The 23,696-nt window shown below is 60.0% G+C and carries 19 protein-coding genes, 2 tRNA genes and 1 pseudogene; 5 read left to right on the top strand and 17 right to left on the bottom strand.

Translation table 11 applies throughout. From position 1 onward, the window contains the following. Positions 1-142: 142 nt before the first annotated feature. From M0746_RS19315 to M0746_RS19295, 5 genes are all read right to left on the bottom strand, one after another. Positions 143-457, bottom strand: a complete 315-nt coding sequence (locus M0746_RS19315) for a DUF3077 domain-containing protein (RefSeq protein ID WP_258450269.1) — start codon at positions 455-457, stop codon at positions 143-145. Positions 458-1,005: 548 nt separating this feature from the next. Further along, entirely contained in the window at positions 1,006-2,301 is a 1,296-nt protein-coding gene (locus M0746_RS19310; RefSeq protein WP_258450268.1) for a virulence factor family protein, read from the bottom strand. After that, positions 2,301-4,940, bottom strand: a complete 2,640-nt coding sequence (gene mprF, locus M0746_RS19305) for a bifunctional lysylphosphatidylglycerol flippase/synthetase MprF (protein ID WP_258450267.1) — start codon at positions 4,938-4,940, stop codon at positions 2,301-2,303. The genes M0746_RS19310 and mprF overlap by 1 nt, the downstream gene beginning before the upstream one ends. Positions 4,941-5,217: 277 nt before the next feature. Continuing rightward, a tRNA-Met gene (locus M0746_RS19300) sits at positions 5,218-5,294 on the bottom strand. Between the two features lie 217 nt (positions 5,295-5,511). Further along, a tRNA-Met gene (locus M0746_RS19295) sits at positions 5,512-5,588 on the bottom strand. 280 nt (positions 5,589-5,868) lie between these two features. Here M0746_RS19295 and dinB point away from each other — a divergent pair. Further along, positions 5,869-6,930, top strand: coding sequence for a DNA polymerase IV (gene dinB, locus M0746_RS19290; protein ID WP_258450266.1), 1,062 nt, complete (start codon positions 5,869-5,871; stop codon positions 6,928-6,930). A gap of 126 nt (positions 6,931-7,056) precedes the next feature. On the opposite strand, the gene M0746_RS19285 is transcribed toward dinB, so the two are convergent. The 4 genes from M0746_RS19285 to M0746_RS19270 all read right to left on the bottom strand — a co-directional run bounded on the left by M0746_RS19285 (position 7,057) and on the right by M0746_RS19270 (position 11,829). Beyond that, a complete protein-coding gene (locus tag M0746_RS19285; RefSeq protein ID WP_258450265.1) occupies positions 7,057-8,010 on the bottom strand; it encodes a hypothetical protein in 954 nt (317 codons plus the stop codon). Positions 8,011-8,027: 17 nt separating this feature from the next. Then, on the bottom strand, positions 8,028-9,743 hold the full coding sequence (locus M0746_RS19280) for a proline--tRNA ligase (RefSeq protein ID WP_208938472.1): 1,716 nt from the start codon (positions 9,741-9,743) through the stop codon (positions 8,028-8,030). 129 nt (positions 9,744-9,872) lie between these two features. Then, complete coding sequence (locus M0746_RS19275) at positions 9,873-11,432, bottom strand: AmpG family muropeptide MFS transporter (RefSeq protein WP_258450264.1); 1,560 nt, start codon at positions 11,430-11,432, stop codon at positions 9,873-9,875. A 43-nt stretch (positions 11,433-11,475) separates the two neighbouring features. Next, complete coding sequence (locus M0746_RS19270) at positions 11,476-11,829, bottom strand: MGMT family protein (RefSeq protein ID WP_258450263.1); 354 nt, start codon at positions 11,827-11,829, stop codon at positions 11,476-11,478. 165 nt (positions 11,830-11,994) lie between these two features. On the opposite strand from M0746_RS19270, the gene M0746_RS19265 reads away from it, so the two are divergent. After that, positions 11,995-13,002, top strand: a complete 1,008-nt coding sequence (locus tag M0746_RS19265) for a DUF481 domain-containing protein (RefSeq protein ID WP_258450262.1) — start codon at positions 11,995-11,997, stop codon at positions 13,000-13,002. 119 nt (positions 13,003-13,121) lie between these two features. Here M0746_RS19265 and M0746_RS19260 read toward each other — a convergent pair whose 3' ends face one another. Beyond that, a complete protein-coding gene (locus tag M0746_RS19260; protein WP_002554837.1) occupies positions 13,122-13,331 on the bottom strand; it encodes a cold-shock protein in 210 nt (69 codons plus the stop codon). A 355-nt stretch (positions 13,332-13,686) separates the two neighbouring features. Here M0746_RS19260 and dcd point away from each other — a divergent pair, with 355 nt between their 5' ends. Continuing rightward, on the top strand, positions 13,687-14,253 hold the full coding sequence (gene dcd, locus M0746_RS19255) for a dCTP deaminase (protein WP_007940589.1): 567 nt from the start codon (positions 13,687-13,689) through the stop codon (positions 14,251-14,253). A gap of 106 nt (positions 14,254-14,359) precedes the next feature. Continuing rightward, positions 14,360-14,569: a hypothetical protein gene (locus tag M0746_RS19250; RefSeq protein WP_090282088.1), complete on the top strand. Its 210-nt coding sequence runs from the start codon at positions 14,360-14,362 to the stop codon at positions 14,567-14,569. Positions 14,570-14,599: 30 nt separating this feature from the next. Here the strand turns inward: M0746_RS19250 and pdeM are convergent, their stop codons facing one another. Beyond that, entirely contained in the window at positions 14,600-15,256 is a 657-nt protein-coding gene (pdeM, locus tag M0746_RS19245; protein WP_258450261.1) for a ligase-associated DNA damage response endonuclease PdeM, read from the bottom strand. Continuing rightward, on the bottom strand, positions 15,253-17,742 hold the full coding sequence (locus M0746_RS19240) for a ligase-associated DNA damage response DEXH box helicase (protein WP_258450260.1): 2,490 nt from the start codon (positions 17,740-17,742) through the stop codon (positions 15,253-15,255). Before M0746_RS19240 ends, pdeM begins: the two co-directional genes overlap by 4 nt. A gap of 438 nt (positions 17,743-18,180) precedes the next feature. On the opposite strand from M0746_RS19240, the pseudogene M0746_RS19235 reads away from it, so the two are divergent. After that, positions 18,181-19,175 (top strand): annotated as a pseudogene (locus M0746_RS19235) (IS110 family transposase). A 37-nt stretch (positions 19,176-19,212) separates the two neighbouring features. On the opposite strand, the gene M0746_RS19230 reads toward M0746_RS19235, so the two are convergent. Genes M0746_RS19230 through M0746_RS19210 form a run of 5 tightly spaced genes read right to left on the bottom strand, consistent with a single transcriptional unit; the run spans position 19,213 to position 23,413 of the window. Then, entirely contained in the window at positions 19,213-19,977 is a 765-nt protein-coding gene (locus M0746_RS19230) for an ABC transporter ATP-binding protein (protein WP_258450258.1), read from the bottom strand. Between the two features lie 13 nt (positions 19,978-19,990). After that, complete coding sequence (locus M0746_RS19225; protein ID WP_090282092.1) at positions 19,991-21,109, bottom strand: succinylglutamate desuccinylase/aspartoacylase family protein; 1,119 nt, start codon at positions 21,107-21,109, stop codon at positions 19,991-19,993. Between the two features lie 29 nt (positions 21,110-21,138). Beyond that, entirely contained in the window at positions 21,139-21,849 is a 711-nt protein-coding gene (locus M0746_RS19220; RefSeq protein ID WP_090282093.1) for an ABC transporter permease, read from the bottom strand. Further along, a complete protein-coding gene (locus M0746_RS19215; protein ID WP_090282094.1) occupies positions 21,846-22,574 on the bottom strand; it encodes an ABC transporter permease in 729 nt (242 codons plus the stop codon). The genes M0746_RS19220 and M0746_RS19215 overlap by 4 nt, the downstream gene beginning before the upstream one ends. Positions 22,575-22,630: 56 nt before the next feature. Next, complete coding sequence (locus tag M0746_RS19210; RefSeq protein ID WP_258450257.1) at positions 22,631-23,413, bottom strand: transporter substrate-binding domain-containing protein; 783 nt, start codon at positions 23,411-23,413, stop codon at positions 22,631-22,633. Positions 23,414-23,696 lie beyond the last annotated feature (283 nt).

Raw genomic sequence — 23,696 nt, 5'->3', positions numbered from 1 at the left:
GGGCTTTTTTATGTCTGCTGATAAACCTCAAATCCCACCACTAATCCCCTGTGGGAGCTGGCTTGCCAGCGATAAGGCCGGCACATTCAGAATCAATGTCGACTGAATCACCGCCATCGCTGGCAAGCCAGCTCCCACAAGGTTATGAGGTGGGTTCAGCCCGTTCGGTTTCGGATTCGGTCTTCGTCCGCGCAGGTCGTGGCATCAGTGTCTGTATCACATCATCAACCAAGGCTTTGCCCATCACTGTCAGGTAATGCGCAGCCCAGGCATGGCGGTCAGTGTCTCTGGTGAAGGCGGCGTCCTCGGCGAAGGATTTGGCGAGGGATAGCAGGTCGGAGGACCGGGACAAGGCATCGATGATCGGGATGCCAGAACGGACGTTGAAGAACGCTTGATCTGATTGGTAGAGGAAAGGGGTGAAGCCGATCGTTTTAAGATCTGATGGATTGTTCATTGTCAGTTCCCTTGATTTCGAGAGCTGCCGCATCCGATACCAAGCGAATGGGTGGCAGCTGTGCGCAGGTTGGTAAACCGGGGAATCAAGGAAACCGGCACGCTCGAAAGCGTCCCACACACAGCTGCCATAACACAGGGGCTCGGACGGGATTTCGCCTGAGCCGTGTCGGGTGCGCTGTTGCGCCTTATTCCACCGGGTTACCAAGCCCGATCGCTGAATGGGTCAGCGACGTCTGGAGAGTATCCCGTCAAAAAACAGCGCAATAGTGCGGCACAGCGCCCCAACAAGAGTTTCGGAGTTTGCCTACAAGGTCTGTGGGCGTCATCTGATATTGCGAGACTGGAAGTAAACAAAACTACACGTCGGACACGCAATTCCTTGTAGGAGTGAGCCTGCTCGCGATAGCGGCGTGTCTGTTGGCAAATAGGTGGCTGATACTCCGCTATCGCGAGCAGGCTCACTCCTACAGAGGAATGGGGTCATCGTCCGAGATGTAAAAGCCCCTGCAACCGTGAAGTTGCAGGGGCTTTTTGTGGGGGCTCAGATCACTCTTCGGCGACCGAGTCCTTGCTCTGGCGCTTCTGAATCAAGTCCACCAAACGCTTGGCCAGCGCCGGGTAGTTCTCGTCGAAGTGATGCCCGCCAGGCAATTTCACCGGCTCACCCACTGCAGTCTTGTCCGTGCAGCCACTCTCATCGGTTTCCTCTTCCCCGTAGATGCACACCACCTTGGCCGCAGGCAGCTTCGCCATTTCCGGCCCGGTGGCGGCTTCTTTGCCGGCGTTGCCGAGCCAGCCTTCGACTTCGATTTCGAAGCTGCCGGTGCGGGCGAAGGCGAGCAGGATGATTGCGTCGACGCGCTGCTGTTCGTTCTCCGGCAGGCGGTTATAGATCGCCGGGAGGACGTCAGCGCCGAACGAGTAACCGGTGAGGATGAAGCGTTTGGTGCCCCATTTCTGCCGGTAGTGCTGCATCAGTTCGGTGAGGTCCAGGGCGCTTTGCTCCGGGCTCTTGTGCTGCCAGTAATAGCGCAGGGTGTCGATGCCGACCACCGGATAGCCGATCTTGGCCATTTCGCCCGCGACATCGCGGTCGAGGTCGCGCCAGCCGCCGTCGCCGGAAAGGAACAGCGTCACCGTGTCGTTAGCCTGGCCGGCCGGGACTTCGACCACCGGGATCGCCAGACCGCCGTTGGCCTTGTCGCCGCCGACGAGGATTTTGCGCAGTTCGTTGTTCAGCACTTGCGGCAGGTTGATGTCGTAGTCGCTGATGCTGGTTTCGGCGTTCGGTTGATCGCGCACGAAGCCTGCGCTGGCGTCATCCGGGTTGTCGTTCCACGCCACCAGCCAGTGGCCGTGAGCGGCGGACTTCGGCAGCAGGTGGGTGCAGCCGGGTTTTTCCAGCGCGAGGTCGACGGAGATGGCTTGAGCCTTGTCGTTTTTCTGCTCGGCCAACCAGCGCCAGGCCAATACGGCGCCCGGGCCGATGCCGCTGACCAGCGTGGCCGGGCCGTTCAGTTCACGCAGGCCCGATTGCAGGGCACGGCTTTGCAGCAGGCAGTCCTTGGGCAGAATCACCTGAACGATCTGCGCCGAGGCGCTACGGCTGAGGGTGGTCAGCTGTTTCTCGGAGAGTTTCTGTTCGTCGGTGACGGCCACCAGCACCTGAGCCTTCGGCTTGCTGCCCGGGATTACTCGGGTCATCGCCGCGCCGTCGGCCGGTTTGAGCTGTTCGACGGTCGGTTCCGGTGCCGGGCGTTTGAGGTACCAGAAACCGCCGCCGGCAATCACGGCCAGCACGATCAGTGCGGCCAGGATGTACTTCAGGGAGCGTTGAATCATCAGCGTTTCACCAATCCAGTCAAGCCGCCCGCGATCAGGGCAGCAGTATCGGCCAGCGCCACGAGCGGATCGAGTCCGGCGGGCACGGCCATATAACGGGGTTCCCAGTCAGGCTGGAACTTGTCTTTGAAGCGGCGCAAGCCTTGGAAGTTGTACAGCTGCTCACCACGGCGGAACACCATCGAGCCCAGACGCTGGGTCAGCGGTGCACCGCGCCGGGGTTGCAACCCCGACAACGGCACCATGCCCAGGCTGAAACGCGCGTATCCGTGACTCTTATAATGTTGAATCAGGCCAACCATCATGAATTCCATGGTCAGCTTCGGCGCGTCCGGGTGCGCACGCATCAGGTCGAGGCTGGCCAGATCGTGGCTGTAAGTCTCGAGCAGATTGGCGAACGCCACCGGGCGGCCTTCGAAGCGAATCACCGCGATGCGGAAATGCTTGAGGTAATCGTCGCTGAAGCGGCCGAGAGAGAAACCTTTCTCGCGCACGTTCTTGCCGGTCAGCCAGGCATCGGAAATCACTTTCAGCTCGTCCATCGGCGCCTGGCCCGGTTCATGGATTTCCAGCGACAGACCATCGCGAGTACCACGGTTCCAGGTGTAGCGCAGATCCTTCATCTCCTTGCCCTTGGCTTCGAGATCAAAGCGCTGCAGATCGACCCGGGCTTCTTCGCCCAGCTTGATCGCGGTCAGGCCGATGTCCATGTAGTACGGCAGATTCTCCGCACGCACCTGGTAGAACACCGGCCGGGTGTGATGGATATCGCACAGATCACGGAACTGCCAGATCATTTCCGCACGTTGCTGGCTCGGCCCGATCGGGTCGTACAGGGCCACCAGACTACGGCCACGGCGGGCGTACATCAGGAACGCCTCGTCGTTGGGGTGAAACAGCAACGCCTTGTCACCGGTCAGCGCGAGGCCGCCGTCGGGTTGCGACGACGCCATGAGGATTTTCGCCGCGCGAGCGAGTTCGTCCGGTGTCGGCAGATGAATCACCGGGCGTGCGGTCCGCAACAGCCAGGTCAAGGCAATCACCAGCAACAGCACGGCAGCGCCGAGCAGCGAACGCAAGCCGCGCGGGGCATCAGCATCAAGGGTGAACTGCCACCAGAGCTGATGGCTATACGGCACGTCCTGATAGGCGAACAGCAGCAGCCAGGTCGACGCACCGAGGACGCACAGGCTGGCGACCAGATACAGCGGCGAGAATGGCAGCTCGGTCAGGCGGCTCGGGCGATAGAACGAGCGACGGAAGACGCCGAGCAGTGCCGCCGTCAGGGTCATCAACGTGGCTTCTTCCCAGTCGAAGCCCTTGAGCAGCGAGAGCAGGGCGCCGACCAGCAACAGAATGGTGGTCAGCATCCACGCCGCCGACAGACGTCGGCGCAGGCCTTGCGCGAGCAGCAGGCACAGCACGCCAATCAGGCTGGCGCCGAAGTGCGAAGCGTCGACCAGACGATGCGGGATCAGAAAGCCGATGTGCTCCAGGCGAGTGTCGATTTCAGGAGTGGCGCCGGAAAACAGCAGCACCACGCCGGACAGAAACACCAGCACCGCCAGAATCGGCGCGGCCAGACCGGACGCGGCGCGCATGGTCTGGGTCTGGAACAGGCGCTGGCCTTCGTTGATCAACAACAGTACGCAGGCAACCAGCAGCGGCAGCACCACATAAATCAGGCGATACAGCAGCAGCGCCGCGGCCAGTGGCGCCGCGCCGAGTTTGTCGGCGAACGCGGCGAGCAGAATCGCTTCGAACACGCCAACGCCGCCCGGCACATGGCTGAGCACACCGGCGGCCAGCGCCAACAGGTACACCAGCAGGAACGGCGCGAAGGGCGGCGCTTCCGGCAGTAATAAATAGAGAACGGTGGCAGCAGCTGCGACGTCGAGTGCAGTGATCACCAGTTGCAGGAACGTCAGGCGGCGACCGGGCAGGCGCAGGGTGCGACGCCCGGCCCTGACCAACAGATTGTCGGGGTAGGGTTGTTCCGGCAGACGACGGCGATAAATGCCGATGGCTAATACCGCGCCGAGGATCAGCACGACGGCAGCGACGCAGCCGAGCAACGCCTCGGACAGGCCAAGCGCTTGCGAAGCGGCGGGCAGGTTGCCCAGGGTCGCCAGCGCGGCCAGCGGCGGCAAGGCGCAGCCCAGCGAAAGACTGGCGAACAGGGTCATGTGCGCGACTTCCGACGCACCGACGCCCAACCGTGCATATAAACGATAGCGGACCGAGCCGCCCGACAGCAGGGACAGGCCGATCGCATTGCCGATCGCAAAGGCGGTGAAGCCGCCGAGGGCAAGCATGCGCGGTGGCAAGGTCACGCCGGCATAGCGGCTGGCCGACCATTCATATCCAAGCAGAATGATGAAGCCGACCACGGTCGCACCGATGGCGCCGAGCAATGCCGGTTTCGGCACGTCGAGAATCGAGTCGTGCAGCGCGTCGAGATCAAGCTCGGCGAGCAGATGGCGACAGGCAATCAGGGCAATGGCAAACAGCAGCAACGTCACGGCCAGACCGATCGGCTGGCGGTATTTGCTTAACCGATCCAGCCAGCGCAAACGCTCGGGTTTGATCGGTTGTTCTGCTGTGACGGTGTCTTGTGGATCAGACGAGTTGGCGCGCATCAATCACCTCTTGGATTGTGCGCGACAGGATGGAGGTATCCAGCCAAGTTACCAATCCCTGTAGAAAAAAATAATCACAAAATATTACGCCTCTCACCGGGTGTCGGCGAGGGCAGTCATGGATTGCAGGCGTCTTGTCCGCGACTGAAGCATAGTCGTAACTCGGCGATCCTGAGATCCTGGACGATTCACTGCACGATGACAGCTCATTGTTGCGAAAGGACTTTTTCCACAGATACAAAAAAGGCCACTCTTTCGAGTAGCCTTTTTTGATGTTTGGTTGCGGGAGCCGGATTTGAACCGACGACCTTCGGGTTATGAGCCCGACGAGCTACCAGACTGCTCCATCCCGCGTCTGTGTGGCGGCATTCTACAGGCGAACGGCGAGGTGTCAACCGCTAATCCCGTAAAGAACCAAATAAGTGCGAAATCGCGGCAAACGGTCGCAGGGGACGCGTAAGTTTCGGAAATGCAACGAATTACCGTTTCGCTATGGAGAGAGCAGGGGCGGCTGTTTGCAAAATAGACGCGCACAAAAAGGCCACTCTTTCGAGTAGCCTTTTTTGATGTTTGGTTGCGGGAGCCGGATTTGAACCGACGACCTTCGGGTTATGAGCCCGACGAGCTACCAGACTGCTCCATCCCGCGTCTGTGTGGCGGCATTCTACAGAGCTTTGCTGATGTGTCAACAGCCGATTGGGATAAATCTGTTCAGGTTCAATTGGTTAGCGTTTTTCAGTGAGAGTTTTTCGGCCCGCAGGGCAGGCGCAGCAAGGGTTTCGGCTCTATTGGAGGACTTCGTTTGATTGAGAAATTAAATTCAACGGTTGTTTCCTACAGCCGGTCAGGAACATTCAACACCACTGGTGCTATATACAGGTGTCAGTGAGATACTGCCGGTCTGGCTCGCCACGTTCCCTTTTCTGACATGACTCAGCGAAAAATCATCCACATTGACTGCGACTGCTTTTATGCCGCCATCGAAATGCGCGATGACCCGCGTCTGGCTGGCAAGCCCTTGGCAGTGGGCGGTTCGGCGGATCGGCGCGGGGTGATTGCCACCTGCAACTATGAGGCGCGCGCCTACGGTGTGCGCTCGGCGATGGCTTCGGGGCACGCGTTGAAGCTGTGCCCGGATCTGACCATCGTCAAGCCGCGCATGGATGCCTACCGCGAAGCGTCCAGGGAAATTCACACGATTTTTGCCGATTACACCGACCTGATCGAGCCGCTGTCGCTGGACGAGGCTTATCTGGACGTATCGGACAGTGCGCATTTTGGCGGCAGTGCCACGCGTATCGCCCAGGACATTCGCCGACGTGTCTCCAATCAATTGCACATCACCGTGTCCGCCGGTGTGGCGCCGAACAAGTTTCTGGCAAAGATCGCCAGCGACTGGAAGAAACCCAACGGCCTGTTCGTGATTACGCCGGATCAGGTTGAAGATTTTGTCAGTGGCTTGCCGGTGAGCAAGCTGCACGGCGTCGGCAAGGTCACTGCCGACAAGCTGGGTAAACTCGGCATTGTCGATTGCGCACATTTGCGTGAGTGGGGAAGGCTGGCGCTGGTACGTGAATTCGGCAGTTTTGGCGAACGCCTGTGGAATCTTGCCCGGGGTATCGACGACCGGCTGGTGCACAACGACAGTCGTCGGCAGTCGATCAGCGTGGAAAATACCTACGACGCTGATCTGCCGGATCTGCGCAGCTGTCTCGACAAGTTGCCCGAATTGCTCGACACCTTGAAAACCCGCATGGCGCGGATCGACAGCAGCTATCGGCCGGGCAAGCCGTTCGTCAAAGTGAAATTCCATGATTTCACCCAGACCACGCTGGAGCAGACCGGGGCAGGGCGGGATCTGGGCAGTTATCAGTTGATGCTGACGCAGGCGTTCAATCGCGGCGGCAAACCGGTGCGGTTGCTTGGGGTTGGAGTGAGGCTGGAGGATTTGCGCGGCGGGTTTGAGCAGATGGAGTTGTTTGAGCGATAGATTTGCGGCGTATGTCAGATAGTCATCGCGGGCAAGCCTGCTCCCACAGTGTTCGATGGTGAAACACATATAGTGTGAACATCCATAACCCTGTGGGAGCGGGCTTGCCCGCGACGCCTTTAGCTTTTAATTCGGTCCCGGATCCGCGACCAGACGCCCGGCATCCCGAGTCAACGACTTGAGAAACTCAGCCTGTAACTCAGGATCGTTGCGCGTCAGTTCGATCAGGCTTTGTTCCAGTTCGCTGGCCTCTTCTTCCAGGCCCAGCTCCGAGAGACGTTTGACCCGGTGCACCCACTGGCTTACTTCATCGTCTTCCAGATCGTCATAAATCAGCCCGTGCGCTTCCAGTAACTTGTCACGCAGATGGGTGCTGAGCATCAGCGTCGAATCGGAATGCACGTCATCCTTGGCGTCCTCGACACTGATCTGCAAGCGGCCGACATGATTCAGATCGTTTTCGGCAAACGGACTGTCGAGCAGGTTCAGTCGCAGTACGCCGTTACGATCGGTGGTCATGTCGAAAGTCTGCTTGCCAGCCTTGACCTGTACCGGCCGCTCGCTCCACGGCAAGCTCGAATATTCCGTGCGCTTGTCGCGCTGGACTTCGTCGATACCCGCCAGATTCTGCTGCGCGCGCCCGTTGGATTGCGCATTCATGAATGGATTGAGCCCGGCGAAACCGTAGCTGAACCAGTCCTTGGTCACGCTGTCCGGCAGGTTGCCCAGCGCAAACACGTTGACCACGTTGGCACCGACACCACCGACCACGGCGACCGCGCCCAGCGGAATCTCATAGACTTCGCGCCAGGGTTGGTAAGGCGTGTAACGGTCGTAATGACGGGTGACTTCGAACTCGGTGACCTCGAAGGTCTTTTGCTCGTTGATCTTCACGCGTCGTTGCGGCAGCTCGAGCACCTTGGGCTCGCCGACATCGATCTGCAGGCTGTGATCGAGCAGCTTTCGCTCGACCCGCTCTTCGTGCTCGCTGCGCTGCGACATGTGATTGGCGCAGCCGCTGACCAGCAGGGCGCCGCACAGGGCGGCGCCACCGAGGCCTAAGGTGTTTCGCTTGAACATGACGTCTCTATCTGGTTTCAGCGGCGGATACGGGCCTGCAGGAAGGACAGTACGTCGGCGACCGGCAATGCTTGCGCTTCGCCTTCGGTACGACTCTTGTATTCCAGGTTGCCTTCGGCGAGGCCGCGGTCACTGACCACGATCCGGTGTGGAATGCCGATCAGCTCCATGTCCGCGAACTTGATGCCCGGGCTGGTCTTCTTGTCGCGATCGTCCAGCAGCACTTCGAAGCCGGCGGCCGTCAGTTCGGCGTACAGCTTGTCGGTGGCTTCGCGTACCTGCTCGGTTTCATAGCGCAGCGGCACCAGAGCGATCTGGAACGGCGCCAGGGTGTCACTCCAGATGATGCCGTTCTCGTCGTTGTTCTGCTCGATCGCCGCTGCAACCACGCGGGACACGCCAATGCCGTAGCAACCCATTTCCAGGGTCACCGGCTTGCCGTTCTCGCCCAGCACTTCGCACTTCATCGCCTTGCTGTACTTGTTGCCCAGCTGGAAGATGTGCCCGACTTCGATGCCGCGCTTGATTTCCAGCGTGCCCTTGCCGTCCGGGCTCGGGTCGCCGGCCACGACGTTACGCAGGTCAGCGACGGTCGGAACCGGCAGGTCACGCTCCCAGTTCACGCCGAAGTAGTGCTTGTCGTCGATGTTCGCGCCAATCGCGAAGTCGCTCATCAGCTCGACCGAGCGGTCGATGATGATCGGCAGCGGCAGGTTCAGCGGGCCGAGCGAACCGGCGCCGGCGCCAATCGCGTCACGCAGGTCGGCATCGGTGGCCATGACCAGCGGGCTGGCCACGCCAGGTTGCTGGGCAGCCTTGATTTCGTTGAGTTCGTGATCGCCACGAACGACCAGCGCGATCAGCTTGCCTTCTTCCTCGGCGCGCACGATCAGGGTCTTGATGGTCTTTTCAATCGGCAGACTGAATTTCTCCACCAGGGCCGCGATGGTCTTGGTGTCTGGCGTATCGACCAGACGCAGCTCTTCGGTCGGAGCCGGACGCGAAGTTTCCCGTGGCACGGCTTCGGCTTTCTCTATGTTCGCCGCGTAGTCGGAACCGTTGCTGAAGACGATATCGTCTTCGCCGGACTCGGCCAGTACGTGGAACTCGTGCGAACCAGCGCCGCCGATCGAACCGTTGTCGGCTTCAACCGGACGGAATTTCAGGCCCAGGCGAGTGAACACGTTGCAGTAGGCCTGGTGCATGCGGTCGTAGGTGACCTGCAGCGAGGCCTGATCGGCGTGGAAGGAGTACGCGTCCTTCATGATGAATTCGCGGCCGCGCATCAAACCGAAGCGCGGGCGGATTTCGTCACGGAATTTGGTCTGGATCTGGTACAGGTTGATCGGCAGCTGCTTGTAGCTGCTCAACTCGTTGCGCATCAGATCGGTGATCACTTCTTCGTGGGTCGGGCCCGCGCAGAAGTCGCGACCGTGGCGGTCTTTGATGCGCAGCAGCTCAGGGCCGTATTCTTCCCAGCGCCCCGACTCCTGCCACAGTTCGGCCGGTTGGGTGCTCGGCATCAACACTTCCAGAGAGCCGGCCGCGTTCATTTCTTCGCGAACGATGGCTTCAACCTTGCGCATCACTCGCAGGCCCATGGGCAGCCAGGTGTACAGGCCCGAGGCGAGTTTGCGGATCATGCCGGCGCGCAGCATCAGCTGGTGGCTGATCACGACCGCATCGGAAGGCGTTTCTTTCTGTGTGGCGAGCAAAAATTGACTGGTGCGCATGGTTGGCCGTTGTCGGTTGCTTTGACTGGAAATGACGGAGCAGTGTACCGGCGAGTTTTGTCGACGTACAGGCGTGCGGCCGCTGGTGAGGTCCGACGGCGGGATTCCTCCCGCCGTCGGCGAAACGTCTTACGATTCTTCGGCGACCGGGGTCGGTGCAGGTTCGGGCGTCGGCGTCGGGCCTTCGCGGCGGCTCTCCTGGAACCAGTGCAACGCGATCAGGATCAGCGTCGGCACGCCGAGCAGGGCGGTGATGAGGAAGAAACTGTGATAACCGAACTTTTCCACCAGCACGCCGGAGTAGCCGCCCATCAGTCGCGGCAGCAGCAGCATGATCGAACTGAGCAGGGCGTACTGAGTGGCCGAGAACTTCAGGTTGGTCAGGCTCGACAGGTAGGCGACGAACGCCGAGGTCGCCAGGCCGGAACTGAAGTTGTCCAGCGAGATGGTCACCACCAGCATCTGCAGGTTCGGGCCCATGTCGGCGAGCATCACGAACAGCAGGTTGGTTCCCGCCGAGGCTACACCGCCAATGAACAGAATTGGCAAGATGCCAAAGCGCACGATCAGCAGGCCGCCCATGCCGGCACCGACAAGGGTCATGATCAGGCCGAAAATCTTGCTGACGCTGGCGATCTGATCCTTGGTGAAACCCTGGTCGATGTAGAACACGTTGGCCATGACGCCCATGACCGTATCCGACATGCGATAGGTGGCGATCAGGCCGAGCAGCAGCAACGCCTGCCAGCGGTAACGCAAAATGAAGTCGTTGACCGGGGTGAGTACCGGCGCCAGGCCGCGGCGGCCCATGGCTGAAAGACACAGACCGGTCAGCAAGGTGTATAGAATTGCACGCAGAAACGCGCGGTCTTCCAGCAGCAGGTCGAGCGGGCTCATGTCGCCGAACAGCACGCTGGCAAAGTCGGTGTTGTACAGCTGGGTAAACATCGCCGGCACGGACACCAGCAGGATGATCAGCACGAACACCGACATCAATTGATGCATGAAGGTGTAACGCCCAGCCTGCAATTGCGTGCGCAGCGGCACGGGCGGTTCACGCATGAACAGCGAGGTCAGCAGCGCGGGCACCATCAACACGCCGAACAGCACATAAGTACCGGTCCAGGCTGAATGCTTATAGTTGAAACCCGTGGAGCCGAAACCTTCAGCGAAGAACAGCGCGCCGGCGGTGGCGAGCAGGGCGGCGACGCGGTAGCCGGACATGTAGCTGGCGGCCAGCGCGGCTTGCCGGCTGTCATCGGCGATTTCCAGGCGATAGGCGTCGACGGCAATGTCTTGCGTGGCGGAGGCGAAAGCGACCACTACGGCAATCGCGATCAACCAGGACAGGTGTTTTTGCGGATCGCAGAAGCCCATGCCGATCAGGCCGAGAATCACCAGTGCCTGCGAAAGCACCAGCCATGAACGGCGACGGCCGAGCTTGCCGAGCAACGGCAGGCGCCATTGGTCGAGCAGCGGCGACCAGACCCATTTGAACGCATAGGCCAGGCCGATCAGGCTGGCGTAGCCGATGGTTTCACGGGCGACACCGGCTTCACGCAGCCAGACTGAAAGCGTTGAGAACACCAGCATGTACGGCAGGCCGGCGGCAAAACCGAGCAACAACAGCACGAGCGTCGAAGGACTGGCATAGGCGGCGAGCGCGGCGCGCCAGGTTTTACGGGGCATGGGCTGAAGTCTGCCTCAAGATTGCGAAAACAAAGCGCGCACTCTAACCGCTGTGCTCTACCGGACGCCAGCCATGGCGCCGAATATCCACACGATTGTTCTGGACGGTGATGCCTTCCAGGCGCAATCGCGCCCGTTGCTCATCGCCGGACGCGCTGCCCACGGGCAGACTGATCCGCCCGCCAGCGCCCAGCACCCGGTGCCATGGCAACCGGGTATCGGCGGGCAACTGACTCAGCGTCCGTCCTACCCAGCGCGCGGCGCGCCCCAAACCGGCCAATTCGGCCAACTGACCATAGCTGACCACTTTGCCCTCGGGCACTTGCGCGAGCGTGGAGTAGAGCGCCGTGCGTCGGATTTGCGCTTCGCTGTGATGATCGTCGGTGGGGGCTGTCACGGGCGTGGTTCCTGAGCAGGGTCTTTTTCAAGGCGTTCAGAGTAATCCGTTGCTGCGCAGTTGAGAAATGAACTCATTGGAAATCGCCCGGTCAGTCCTTGTCAGGGTCTTATTCCTACGGATAATGCCGACCTTTTTCCGATAACTTGAGCCCTCGACTCGCCTATGTTTTCCAGATCCCTGCTGTGCCTTGCTGTTTTCAGTGCGTCCACGCCCCTGCTTGCCGACACCGTCTGGTTGAAGAACGGTGACAAGTTGAGCGGCACCATCAGTGTCTTCGATGGCGGCAAGCTGTTGATCCAGACCAAGTATGCCGGTGCGGTCACGATTGACTGGAAAGAGGTCAAGACCCTGGAGAGCGAACAGCACCTGCTGGTCAAGCAGGACGCCTACACCGGCGAAGTTTCCAAGTCGCTGACTGCGGCGGACGACGGCAAGGTCACGCTGGCCAACGGTGACGCGCCGAAAACCGTCGAGCTGGCGAGCATCCAGCAGATCCTCAAGCCCAAACCGATCGTCACCGACCTGGTGTGGAAGGGCAACGTCGATCTGGCGCTGGATTATCAGCGCGCCGAGAAAGACACCGATGACTACGATGTCGCGTTCAAAACCTCGGCGCGCCACGGTCGCTGGCGCCATACCGCCGAAGGTGAGTACAACCGCGAAGTGCAGGACGCTGAAACCACGACCAACAACTGGCGCGCCGAGTATTCCCTCGACCGCTTCATTACCGATAAGTGGTTCTGGCAGGGCCGCCTGAACTACAAGCGTGATCACGTCGAAGAGCTGGCGCGCCAGCGGGTCGTCGGTACCGGTCCGGGCTACCAGTTCTGGGACGATGAGTTGGGTGCATTCTCGCTGGGCTCGTTGCTCAACCGCACCGATTACGAATACCGCGATGGCAGCAAGGACAACTTCTATTCCGTTGCCATGAAGTGGGACTACAACCGCTACCTGATCGGCAAGAAAGTCGAGTTCTTCACCAACGGTGAAGTCGGCAAGCCGTTGTCGGGCGTGGCCGATTATGCACTGGATGCCGAACTGGGCCTGCGCTACAAGGTCACCGACTGGGCCTCGCTCAACCTCAAGGCGGAGCGCGACATCATCAGCGGTACCAACGATGCAGATCTGAACAAGACGCGCTATACCGCAGGGTTTGGCGTGGCCTGGTAAGTCATCGATAAAAAATCGCAGCCGTTATCGAGCTGCGATTTTTTTTGCCTGCACAAAACAGACGCCCACAAAAAAGCCCCGCTTTTGAGGGCGGGGCTCTTTTCTAAAGAAGCTACAAGTTAGATAACTTGTACTTCTTCAGCTTGCATGCCTTTCTGACCGCGGGTAGCGATGAAAGAAACCTGTTGGCCTTCTTTCAGGCTTTTGAAGCCGTCGGATTGGATAGCTTTGAAGTGAACGAACAGGTCGTCACCGGATTGTGGAGTGATGAAGCCGAAGCCTTTTTCATCGTTGAACCACTTAACGGTACCGGTTTGGCGATTAGACATGGTGTAACTCCTTGAACAAAGATAACTGCGACTCAGGAAGAACCCTGGCCGAGACTGAGTGCAAAGAGCAGGAAAAATTCTTGTAGATGGTTGGATCGAAATTCAACATATCGTGTAGAGATTCTCAGTGACACAAGCAACACAGTGACGCCACCTTAACCCTTTTTCCGGAACGTGCCAATGCTTGTTGCAAAGGTTTCTGTGTTTTCGGGATCGGCGGTGCGACGGTTCGTCGCCACATCGCGTAAATACGGGGTGTTCGCCGAGAATTGCAGTGCGCACTTTGAACGGGGCGGCGCGCCCGGTAAGATGCCGGACAGAATTTTTCCACCTCGCTATTCAGGACAAACCCGCCATGAGCATCAAATCGGACAAGTGGATTCGCCGCATGGCGCAGGAACACGGCATGATCGAACCGTTCGTCGAGCGCCAGATGCGCGGCAGCGACGACAGCCGGGTGATTTCCTACGGCGTATCGAGCTACGGCTACGATGTGCGTTGCACCAACCACTTCAAGGTGTTCACCAACATCAACTCGGCCATCGTCGACCCGAAGAACTTCGACGCCGGCAGCTTCGTCGACATCCACAGCGACGTCTGCATCATCCCGCCGAACTCGTTCGCGCTGGCCAGCACCGTCGAATACTTCCGCATTCCACGCAACGTGCTGACCATCTGCCTGGGCAAAAGCACCTACGCGCGCTGCGGCATCATCGTCAACGTCACGCCGCTGGAACCGGAGTGGGAAGGCCACGTCACGCTGGAGTTCTCCAACACCACCAACCTGCCGGCGAAAATCTACGCCAACGAAGGCGTGGCGCAGATGCTCTTCCTCGAATCCGATGAGGAATGCGAAGTGTCCTATAAGGACCGTGGCGGCAAATACCAGGGCCAGCGTGGCGTGACCCTGCCGCGCACCTGATCGGTCTTCCGACAGAACGCGGGAATTCTTTGGCGGGCAGGCACTCTATGAGGTGTACTGCCCGTTTTTGTTTCCAGCGAAACGGGCCTTCGCCGAGGAGTGCCCTATGAAGATCGATCCGCAAATCACTGCCGAACTGGCAAGGCTTGAGCCCAATCAGGTTGGCGTATTGGCCTGGTCCTTGTTGGCGCATCCGCCTCTGAGCGCGGCTGGCGGAGTTCCCGGTCAGCCCGATCCCGATACTCCCAATGAACAACCGACCGAACCCGGCGAGCCGACCCTGCCGGACGAACCGCCTCCGGCGCCTGTCGCCTGACCCACTGTCACCGGTATGGCCCGTCAGCGACTAACTGACGGGCCATATTTCGTTGTCACCGATCACGAAGACTCTGCAGGTTTGGTCGCGCTCGACCTGAAAGCCGCCAGTGAACGCCCCGAATGCCGGCATCAGGCTGATGCGTTCACCCAGCCTGAAACAGGCCAGACGCAAGCTCTGCCGCCCTTTACCGTGCAGTCGATAGACCGGGTGCACATGGCCGGCGAGTACGTGCCGCTCGGGATGCGGGTCGGGTTCATGCTGCAAGGCGAACGGGCCCAGCAGCATCGGTTCTGGCACCACGCGAATATTCAGCGAGACCGGCGGGTCGCCCGCGCGTTTGTCGTGATTGCCGCGAATCAGCGTCATCGGCAGATCAGCGTGCCGCGCCCGCCATTCGGCCAACGCGTTCAGCGTATTCGGCGCGTGTGAGCCGGGCCCGTGGAGAAAATCGCCGAGGAAGATCAACTGCCGGCACGGCAGCCTCGCGAGCAACCCATCGATCACCGCGATATTGCTCGCAGTGGTGCCGTGCGGCACTGGTTGGCCGAGGCTGCGATAGGCCGCTGCTTTGCCGAAATGTACGTCGGCAATCAGCAGTGCCTCCTGCGCTGGCCAGTACAGGGCTTTCTCCGGCAGCAACCACAATTCTTCACCGGCCAGGCGCACCGGATATGCCGCACTCATGACGACTTGCCGTTGTCAGCGGTTTTTTCCAGATCACCGACCATTCTTCTGATCCTGTCAGCCAGTTTTTCCGAACTCATGCTTTCACGCATGCGCTCGACCAAGAGCGGAAAGCCCAGCGGTGTTGGACGTTTGATCAAATGCACATCGAGCTTCATTCGGTTGATCCGCTGCAAGGTCTGCTCCAGTCGAGCGATATCCAGTTCTTCACGCAATACTTCCTCCCCGGCTTGGGCCAGCAGCAGGTTGTCGGCGTCGTATTGTTTGAACACTTGAAAGAACAAACCGCTCGACGCCTGCACCTGGCGGGTGCTTTTCGGCGCGCCGGGGTAGCCGGCGAAAACCAGCCCGGCGATCCGCGCGATCTCGCGAAAGCGCCGTAGCGCCAGTTCGCCGGCATTGAGGCTGGCCAGCACGTCGGCCAATAAGTGATCGGCATTAAACAGCGCGCCATTCAAATGTTCAGCCCAATCGACGGGCGTGGCACTGAGCAGTTCCAGTCCGTAATCATTCACCGCTATCGAGAACGTCACAGGTTGGCGCTGGCTGACCCGCCAGGCCAACAGGCTGGCCAGTCCCAGATGCACCTGACGCCCGGCGAACGGGTAGAGAAACAGGTGCCAGCCTTCGCGGGATTTCAGTACCTCGGCCAGCAGATTTTCCGCGGTGGGCAGGCCGGACCAGCGCATCTGCGTGTCCAGCAAGGGCCGCAAGGCGTGCATTTCCGGCCCGGTGAATTCGCCTTGAGCGGCCGCGGTGAAGCGCCTGACCACAGCTTCGGCCAGCTCGTTGGAAAGCGGCATGCGCCCGCCATTCCAGCGTGGCACGGCGGCTTTTTTCGCGGTGCTGCGTTTGACGTAGGCGGTCATGTTTTCCACGCGCACCAATTCCAGCAAGCGCCCGGCGAACAAGAAACCGTCTCCCGGTTTAAGCCGGGCGATAAAGCCTTCTTCGACGCTGCCCAGTTGCTTGCCACCGCCGCCCTTGCTCCAGAATTTCAGATTGATGCTCGCATCGCTGACGATGGTGCCGATGCTCATCCGGTGGCGCCGCGCCAGACGCGCATCCGGCACCCGCCAGACGCCATGTTCGTCGGGCTCGACCCGGCGATAATCCGGATAGGCTGTAAGAGACATCCCGCCATGGCGTACGAAAGCCAGCGCCCAGGCCCAGTCGGCCAGGGTCAGGTCGCGATAAGCCCAGGCGCCACGGACTTCTTCGTACAACTCTTCAGGAATAAACCCACCGCCAAGGGCCATGCTGACCAGATGCTGCACCAGTACATCCAAAGGCTTGTGTGGCGACAGGCGCGGCTCGATGCGGCGCTGCTCGACCGCATCGCGGGCGGCCACTGCTTCGATCAGTTCCAGGCTGTGAGTTGGCACCAGCGTCACGCGCGAGGTGCGCCCCGGTGCGTGACCGGAACGCCCGGCCCGTTGCATCAGACGTGCGACGCCTTTGGCTGAACCAATCTGCAGCACGCGCTCGACCGGCAGAAAGTCCACACCCAGGTCCAGACTGGAGGTGCACACCACGGCTTTCAGGTGGCCGTCCTTCAGTGCCTGCTCCACCCAGTCACGGGTATCGCGCGACAGCGAGCTGTGATGCAAGGCGATCAACCCCGCCCAGTCCGGTCGCGCTTCCAGCAGGGCCTGATACCAGATCTCCGATTGCGCCCGGGTGTTGGTGAACACCAGGCTGCTGGCGCAGGCATCCAGTTCGGCGACCACTTGCGGCAGCATCTTCAGCCCGATGTGCCCGGCCCAGGGAAAACGGTCGATGGCCGGTGGGAGCAAGGTGTCGACGGTCAGGGCTTTTTCGCTTTGTCCTTGCACACTCACGCCGCCACCCTGTGGGATCAGCACCTGTTCAGCGTGGGATTGATTACCAAGCGTGGCGGAAACACCCCAGACGATCAGTTCCGGCTGCCAATGGCGCAGGCGCGCGAGGGCCAGTTGCAATTGCACGCCGCGCTTGTTGCCGAGCAGTTCGTGCCATTCGTCAACGACGATCATGCGCAAGGTCGACAGCGCGGTGCGCGCATCGGCGCGGGCAAGCAGCAGGGTCAGGCTCTCTGGCGTGGTGATCAGCGCGGTCGGCAGGCGCCGGCCCTGACGGGCGCGCTCGCTGCTGCTGGTGTCGCCAGTGCGCAGACCGATGCTCCAGGGCAGTTGCAGATCATCGACCGGTGCCTGCAAAGCGCGCGCGGTGTCAGCGGCCAGCGCGCGCATGGGGGTGATCCACAGCACGGTCAGCGGTTCGGCGGGTGGTTTGCGTTTGCGCGGTGTTTCGACGGCAGGTCGCGCACGGGCGTAGCGGTTGAGCGCAGCGAACCACACGGCATAGGTTTTACCGGCACCGGTGCTGGCATGCAGCAGCCCGGACTCGCCATTTTTTACCGCAGCCCACACCTGTTTCTGAAACGCGAACGGCTTCCAGCCGCGGGCGCTGAACCAGGTTTTTGCAAGGTCGGGGGATTTCGCCATGCCGGCTGCGTGCGCTCTGGAGGGGTTTTTTCAGAGACAGCGGAGCGGGGGGACAAGTTTGATTTTTAAGGCTGACACGGACCGCTGTAGGAGTGAGCCTGCTCGCGATAGCGGTGTAACAGTCACACATGCATCGACTGGTATGACGCTATCGCGAGCAGGCTCACTCCTTGTATGTTGCCCTCACACCAGTCGATTGAGATCTAAGCTCGCTGGTGCGGACATACGAAGATGTGTTTCTGGGGAGACCGATCACTCCTAAAGGCAGGACTTGCTCCTGACCTTGTCTGTAGAGAGGTCCCCCGCCTCATTGCCCACCACGAAGAGTATCGAGAAGCCGACAAGTCGGACTTCGCATTACAAGGTTGCAGTGGCATGAAGTTCGAGGTCAGGGGAACCAGGATACATTTCTAACCCAGTTCACTCGGAGTTGAAAGCATGAGCATGCATGTCGGTTTGGATGTGGGGTCTCGCACGACCGCCATGGGCTGGCGCAAAGACGGCCGTTTTGCAGGTGCCTGCAACATCGACCAAACGCCCGCCGGGCGCAAAGCAGCGGTCAACAGATTGCTCGAGCTCAAGCCTTTATCCGTAGTGATGGAGGCCACCGGCATCTATTACCTGGATTTGGCCATGGAACTCACTGCGGCGGGTTTGCCCGTTTCGGTTATCAACCCGAAGAGCTTTCATAACTTTGCCAAGCTGATGTTGAAAAACAGCAAAACCGATGCGATCGATGCCCAGCTGCTAGCTGAATACGGCGAACGCATGAGTCCAAAATTGTGGACGCCGCCCACGACCATACAGCTGGAACTGCGGGCTATCGGAAGGCATATCAATCGTTTGACGTGTCATCGCACCCGAGCCAAGAACGAGCTGCATGCGCTGAAAGCTACTCAAACAACCGTGAAAATGCTGATTGAAGACGAAGAAGAAGCCATTGAAGCTTTTGACAAGCGAATCGAGCGTTTCAGGCTCGCAGGTCGGGCGCTGATCGACAATTGCCCAACCCTAAGCGCCCAGTTCGGGCACATGATCGCAGCGCCAGGCATGGGCGAAATTTCAGTATTTTCGGCATTGGCTGAATTGACGACCTTGCCAGTGACGCTTAAGTCCGCCCAGGTCAGCCGACATGCAGGGCTCGATGTGCGGCTTACGCAATCAGGTACCAGCATCGATAAACCTGGACGGATAAGTAAGGGCGGAAACGCCTACCTACGCTCAGCGATGTATATGCCAGCGCTGACTGCCATACGTTGCGACAGTAACGTGAAAGCCTTTACGAAGCCTTGATCGGGCGAGGGAAAAGAAAGATGCAGGCCATCATCGCCGTCATGCGCAAATACCTGACCGGCTTGTGGGCCTGTATGCGAGCCGGCGAAGATTTCAATACGGCCAAGCTTTTTAGCGAGAAACACCTCGCAAAAGCTTGACCGTGAACAGAGTATCTACAGGGGGTTGTGTACGGCGTTATTTCAGGTTGCCGCTGAGGAACTGCTTCAGCCGTTCGCTTTTCGGATTGCCCAGCACATCCTCCGGCGCACCTTCTTCTTCGACCAGGCCCTGATGCAGGAACAGCACCTGATTCGAAACCTTGCGCGCGAAGCTCATTTCGTGGGTGACCATGATCATGGTCCGGCCTTCTTCGGCCAGGCCCTGAATCACCTTGAGTACTTCGCCGACCAGTTCCGGGTCCAGCGCCGAGGTGGGTTCGTCGAACAGCATCACTTCCGGTTCCATCGCCAGCGCCCGGGCAATCGCCACGCGCTGCTGCTGGCCGCCGGAGAGAAACGCCGGGTATTGCTCGGCGACGCGCGCCGGCAGGCCGACCTTGTCCAGATAGCGCCGGGCGCGGTCGTCGGCCTCCTGTTTGCTGCAACCCAGCACCCGGCGCGGGGCCATGGTGATGTTTTCCAGCACGGTCATGTGGCTCCACAGATTGAAATGCTGGAACACCATGGCCAACCGGGTGCGCAGGCGTTGCAGCTCGTTGGCGTCGGCGACGTGCATGCCGTGGCGGTCAGTGATCATGCGGATCGACTGGCCGTCGAGGCTCATGGCGCCGTCGTTGGGTTGCTCGAGAAAGTTGATGCAGCGCAAAAACGTGCTTTTGCCCGAGCCACTGGCGCCGATCAGGCTGATCACGTCGCCGGTTCTGGCCTTGAGCGAAACGCCTTTGAGCACCTGATGGTCGCCATAGCTTTTATGCAGGCCTTCAACGGTCAGTTTGTACATGGGACGAACATCCTCAAGGCGAAAGTAGGTAGCCGCTGCGGTAGGCTTCGGCGCCCGCAACGTGGGCGATGACCATGCCGGCAGTGGCCATGCGCCGCAGCGAGCGTGCGTAGAGCAGGCCGGCGGCGGTGCAATGAATGGGGGTGACGCGATCGTGGATCGGGTCGATGATTTCGGCGATCTGCTGACCCGCTTCCAGGTACTGCCCGGCGGTGGCGGTATACACCAGCAGGCCACCGACCGGGGTGGTCACCGGTTCGACGCCGGCCAGCGGCGTAGCAGGGTACGGCAAGGACGGTTGTGGCTTGGTTTCGCCGACGATTGCATCGAACTGGATCAGATAATCGATCAGCGCCTGGCAGTCGCGGCTGGCCAGCGGATGAGTAACGTCACCCTGACCGCGCAACTCGACGGTGACCGAGAAACTGCCCAGCGGAATCTCGAAGTGTTCGCCGAAGCGCTCCTTCAGTTGCCACCAGAGCAGGGTGAAGCATTCGTCAAACGACTGACCGCCAGAGTCAGTAGCGAGCAGGCTCGCCTGCGCACCGATGTAGCGCGCCAGCGGTTCGACCTGCGGCCAGGCTTCCGGCGTGGTGTAGAGGTGCACCACCGATTCGAAATCGCAGTGCAAGTCGAGCACCATGTCGGCGTCGCAGGCCAGCCGTTGCAGGGTCAAGCGCTGCGATTGCAATTGCGTGCTGGCGGTCTGGCGGGCGAGGGCGGCGCGCAGGCTGGCGCGGATCAGTTCGAGGTTGTGTTGCGGGTCGTCGCTGAGCTGACCTTCGATGGCGTTGCCGATTTCCTCGCTGAGGTCGACGAACCAGCGGTTGAAGTTCTGCCCGCTCTCCAGTTCGTAGCGACCCAGCGGCACGTCCATCAGCACTTGCTCAAGGCCGACCGGATTGGCCACCGGTACCAGCACGATCTCGCTGCGCAGGCGGCCGGCGGCTTCCAGCTCGGCCAGCCGTTGCTTGAGGTGCCAGGCCACCAGCATGCCGGGTAATTCGTCGGCATGCAGCGAAGACTGGATATACACCTTGCCCTTGGCCTGCTCCGGGCCGAAGTGGAAGCTGTGAATCTGTCGAGCGGTCCCCGGCAGCGGGGCCAGCAAGTCATGAATCAGGTGGCGCATTGTTTATCTCTTTTTTTCCTGAGCTGGGCCTAGTGCGTCGGCCCGAGGAAGGCCAGCCAGCGCCGTTCGGCGAGACGGAACAGGCCGACCAGCGCAAAGGTGATGGTCAGGTAGATCAGCGCGGCAATGCCGAACGACTGGAAGGTCAGGAAGGTCGCCGAGTTGGCGTCCCGCGCGACTTTGAGGATATCGGGAATGGTCGCGGTGAAGGCCACTGTGGTCGAGTGCAGCATCAGGATCACTTCGTTGCTGTAATACGGCAACGACCGGCGCAACGCCGACGGCATGATCACGTAAGCGTACAGCTTCCAGCCGGTCAGACCGTAAGCCTTGGCCGCTTCGACTTCGCCGTGGTTCATGCTGCGGATCGCCCCGGCGAAAATTTCCGTGGTGTAGGCGCAGGTGTTCAAGGCAAAGGCGAGGATCGTGCAGTTCATCGCATCGCGGAAGAAACTGTCGAGCAGCGGTTGCTCACGCACGGCCGCCAGGCTGTAGATCCCGGTGTAGCAGATCAGTAACTGGATATACAGCGGCGTGCCCCGGAACAGATAAGTGTAGAACTGCACCGGCCAGCGAATGTAGAAGTGCGGCGAGACGCGGGCGATCGACAGCGGAATCGAGACGATGAAGCCGATGCAGATCGAGGCGGTCAGCAGCCACATCGTCATTGCCAGCCCGGTGATGTTCTGGCCGTCGGTATAAAGGAAGGCGCGCCAGTATTCCTGGAGGAGTTCGATCATCGCACGGCCTCCCGGGCACCGGCCGCGTAGCGACGTTCGAGCCAGCGCAGAATGAAGTTGGACGCACTGGTGATCAGCAGATAGATCAACGCGGCAAGGACCAGGAAGTAGAACAGTTGATAGGTGCTTTTGCCGGCGTCCTGCGCTGCTTTGACCAGATCGGCCAGGCCAATGATCGACACCAGCGCGGTGGCCTTGAGCATCACCATCCAGTTATTGCCGATACCCGGCAGGGCGAAACGCATCATTTGCGGAAACACCACGAAGCGAAAGCGCTGGCCGCGTTTGAGGCCATAGGCGGTGGCCGCTTCGACCTGCCCGCGCGGCACCGCGAGGATCGCGCCACGGAAGGTCTCGGTGAAATACGCGCCATAAATGAAGCCCAGGGTCAGGACGCCGGCGCTGAACGGGTCAATCTCGATGTATTCCCATTCCATGTAGTCGGTCAGCGACGTCAGCCAGGTTTGCAGGCTGTAGAAGATCAGCAGCATCAGCACCAGGTCCGGCACGCCGCGGATCAGCGTGGTGTAGAGCTGGGCGGGCAGGCGCAGCAGTTTGACTTTCGACAGTTTGGCACTGGCGCCGAGCAGGCCGAGCAACACGGCCACCAGCAGCGACATCGCCGATAATTTGATGGTCATCCAGGTGCCTGCCAGCAGCAACGGGCCGAAGCCCTGCAGACTGAAGGAGGCCAGCCCCAGATTTTGCAGAAGGGTTTCAAACATAAATCAGCAACCTGAACGGATGGAAAAGGCGCCCATCGAGGATGGGCGCCGGGGCATTATTTGCCGCTGTACAGATTCAGATCGCCAAAGTGTTTCTTTTGAATCTCGGCGTATTTGCCGTCGTCGTGTAACGCTTTGATACCTTTATCCAAAAGCGCTTTCAGCTCAGTGTTACCTTTCTTGATACCGACAGCCGTTTTGGCTGGCAGCAATTCGCTGTCGACCGGCTGGCTGATTTCGTAATCGGCGCCTTTAGGCGACTTCAAAAAGCCCAGTTCCGCTTGCAGCATGTCCTGGATACCGGCGTCGAGACGACCGGAAGTCAGGTCGGAGTAAACCTGATCCTGGTTCTGATAGGCCTGGGTTTTTACGCCAGCCTTGTCCAGCACGGCTTTGGCGTAGGCTTCCTGAATGGTACCTTGCTCGTAACCGACGGTTTTACCCTTCAGCGACGCGGCATCTGCAGTGACGCCAGAGCCTTTCTTGAACACATAAGCCGTCGGGCCGGAAAACAGCTCGCTGGAGAAGTCGATAACTTTCTCGCGGGCCGGGGTCACGGTCATCGACGAGATCACACCGTCGAACTTGTTGGCCTTGAGGCCCGGAATCATGCCGTCGAAATCGCTTTCGACCCACTTGCACTTGACCTTCAGTTCGGCGCAGATCGCGTTACCCAGGTCGATATCGAAACCCACCAGGCTGCCATCGGCCGCTTTCGACTCGAACGGTGCGTACGAAGGGTCAACGCCAAAGCGCAGCTCTTTGTATTCCTTGGCCAGCGCGGAGCCGGCGGCCATGCACAACGCCAGTGCAGAAAGGGTCAGCAATGCTTTTTTCATTATTCAATCCCTAAGAACCAATATGAGCGCTTGTGGCGCAGAATTATTGTTACTGCAACGCTTACGACCTATAGAAAGTAGCAATTTCCGAACCAGAGTGCCGAACAGGTGTTTTAAAAGATTGAGACACGAGGGCGAGCACGCGATTGGTGCGTGCGCGTGGCTGGGTCTGGATTCTTGCACAGTTTTGGGTCTTTACACTGCCCGGCGCTCGACTGCTCACCTTGATCGTTCCCACGCTCTGCGTGGGAATGCCTCAACGGACGCTCCGCGTTCGGCTTTG

Origin of the sequence: Pseudomonas sp. S11P7 (genome assembly GCF_023195435.1) — a bacterium.
GTDB lineage: Bacteria > Pseudomonadota > Gammaproteobacteria > Pseudomonadales > Pseudomonadaceae > Aquipseudomonas > Aquipseudomonas fluorescens_G.
Note: the sequence above shows the minus strand (reverse complement) of the source record. Positions and strands in the feature narration are given on the sequence as shown.

Excerpts from the sequence above, each read along its gene's own strand:
- M0746_RS19315 (WP_258450269.1), bottom strand. The coding sequence starts at position 457 with ATGAACAATCCATCAGATCTTAAAACGATCGGCTTCACCCCTTTCCTC.
- M0746_RS19310 (WP_258450268.1), bottom strand. The coding sequence starts at position 2,301 with ATGATTCAACGCTCCCTGAAGTACATCCTGGCCGCACTGATCGTGCTG.
- mprF (WP_258450267.1), bottom strand. The coding sequence starts at position 4,940 with ATGCGCGCCAACTCGTCTGATCCACAAGACACCGTCACAGCAGAACAA.
- dinB (WP_258450266.1), top strand. The coding sequence starts at position 5,869 with ATGACTCAGCGAAAAATCATCCACATTGACTGCGACTGCTTTTATGCC.
- M0746_RS19285 (WP_258450265.1), bottom strand. The coding sequence starts at position 8,010 with ATGTTCAAGCGAAACACCTTAGGCCTCGGTGGCGCCGCCCTGTGCGGC.
- M0746_RS19280 (WP_208938472.1), bottom strand. The coding sequence starts at position 9,743 with ATGCGCACCAGTCAATTTTTGCTCGCCACACAGAAAGAAACGCCTTCC.
- M0746_RS19275 (WP_258450264.1), bottom strand. The coding sequence starts at position 11,432 with ATGCCCCGTAAAACCTGGCGCGCCGCGCTCGCCGCCTATGCCAGTCCT.
- M0746_RS19265 (WP_258450262.1), top strand. The coding sequence starts at position 11,995 with ATGTTTTCCAGATCCCTGCTGTGCCTTGCTGTTTTCAGTGCGTCCACG.
- M0746_RS19260 (WP_002554837.1), bottom strand. The coding sequence starts at position 13,331 with ATGTCTAATCGCCAAACCGGTACCGTTAAGTGGTTCAACGATGAAAAA.
- dcd (WP_007940589.1), top strand. The coding sequence starts at position 13,687 with ATGAGCATCAAATCGGACAAGTGGATTCGCCGCATGGCGCAGGAACAC.
- M0746_RS19250 (WP_090282088.1), top strand. The coding sequence starts at position 14,360 with ATGAAGATCGATCCGCAAATCACTGCCGAACTGGCAAGGCTTGAGCCC.
- pdeM (WP_258450261.1), bottom strand. The coding sequence starts at position 15,256 with ATGAGTGCGGCATATCCGGTGCGCCTGGCCGGTGAAGAATTGTGGTTG.
- M0746_RS19240 (WP_258450260.1), bottom strand. The coding sequence starts at position 17,742 with ATGGCGAAATCCCCCGACCTTGCAAAAACCTGGTTCAGCGCCCGCGGC.
- M0746_RS19230 (WP_258450258.1), bottom strand. The coding sequence starts at position 19,977 with ATGTACAAACTGACCGTTGAAGGCCTGCATAAAAGCTATGGCGACCAT.
- M0746_RS19225 (WP_090282092.1), bottom strand. The coding sequence starts at position 21,109 with ATGCGCCACCTGATTCATGACTTGCTGGCCCCGCTGCCGGGGACCGCT.
- M0746_RS19220 (WP_090282093.1), bottom strand. The coding sequence starts at position 21,849 with ATGATCGAACTCCTCCAGGAATACTGGCGCGCCTTCCTTTATACCGAC.
- M0746_RS19215 (WP_090282094.1), bottom strand. The coding sequence starts at position 22,574 with ATGTTTGAAACCCTTCTGCAAAATCTGGGGCTGGCCTCCTTCAGTCTG.
- M0746_RS19210 (WP_258450257.1), bottom strand. The coding sequence starts at position 23,413 with ATGAAAAAAGCATTGCTGACCCTTTCTGCACTGGCGTTGTGCATGGCC.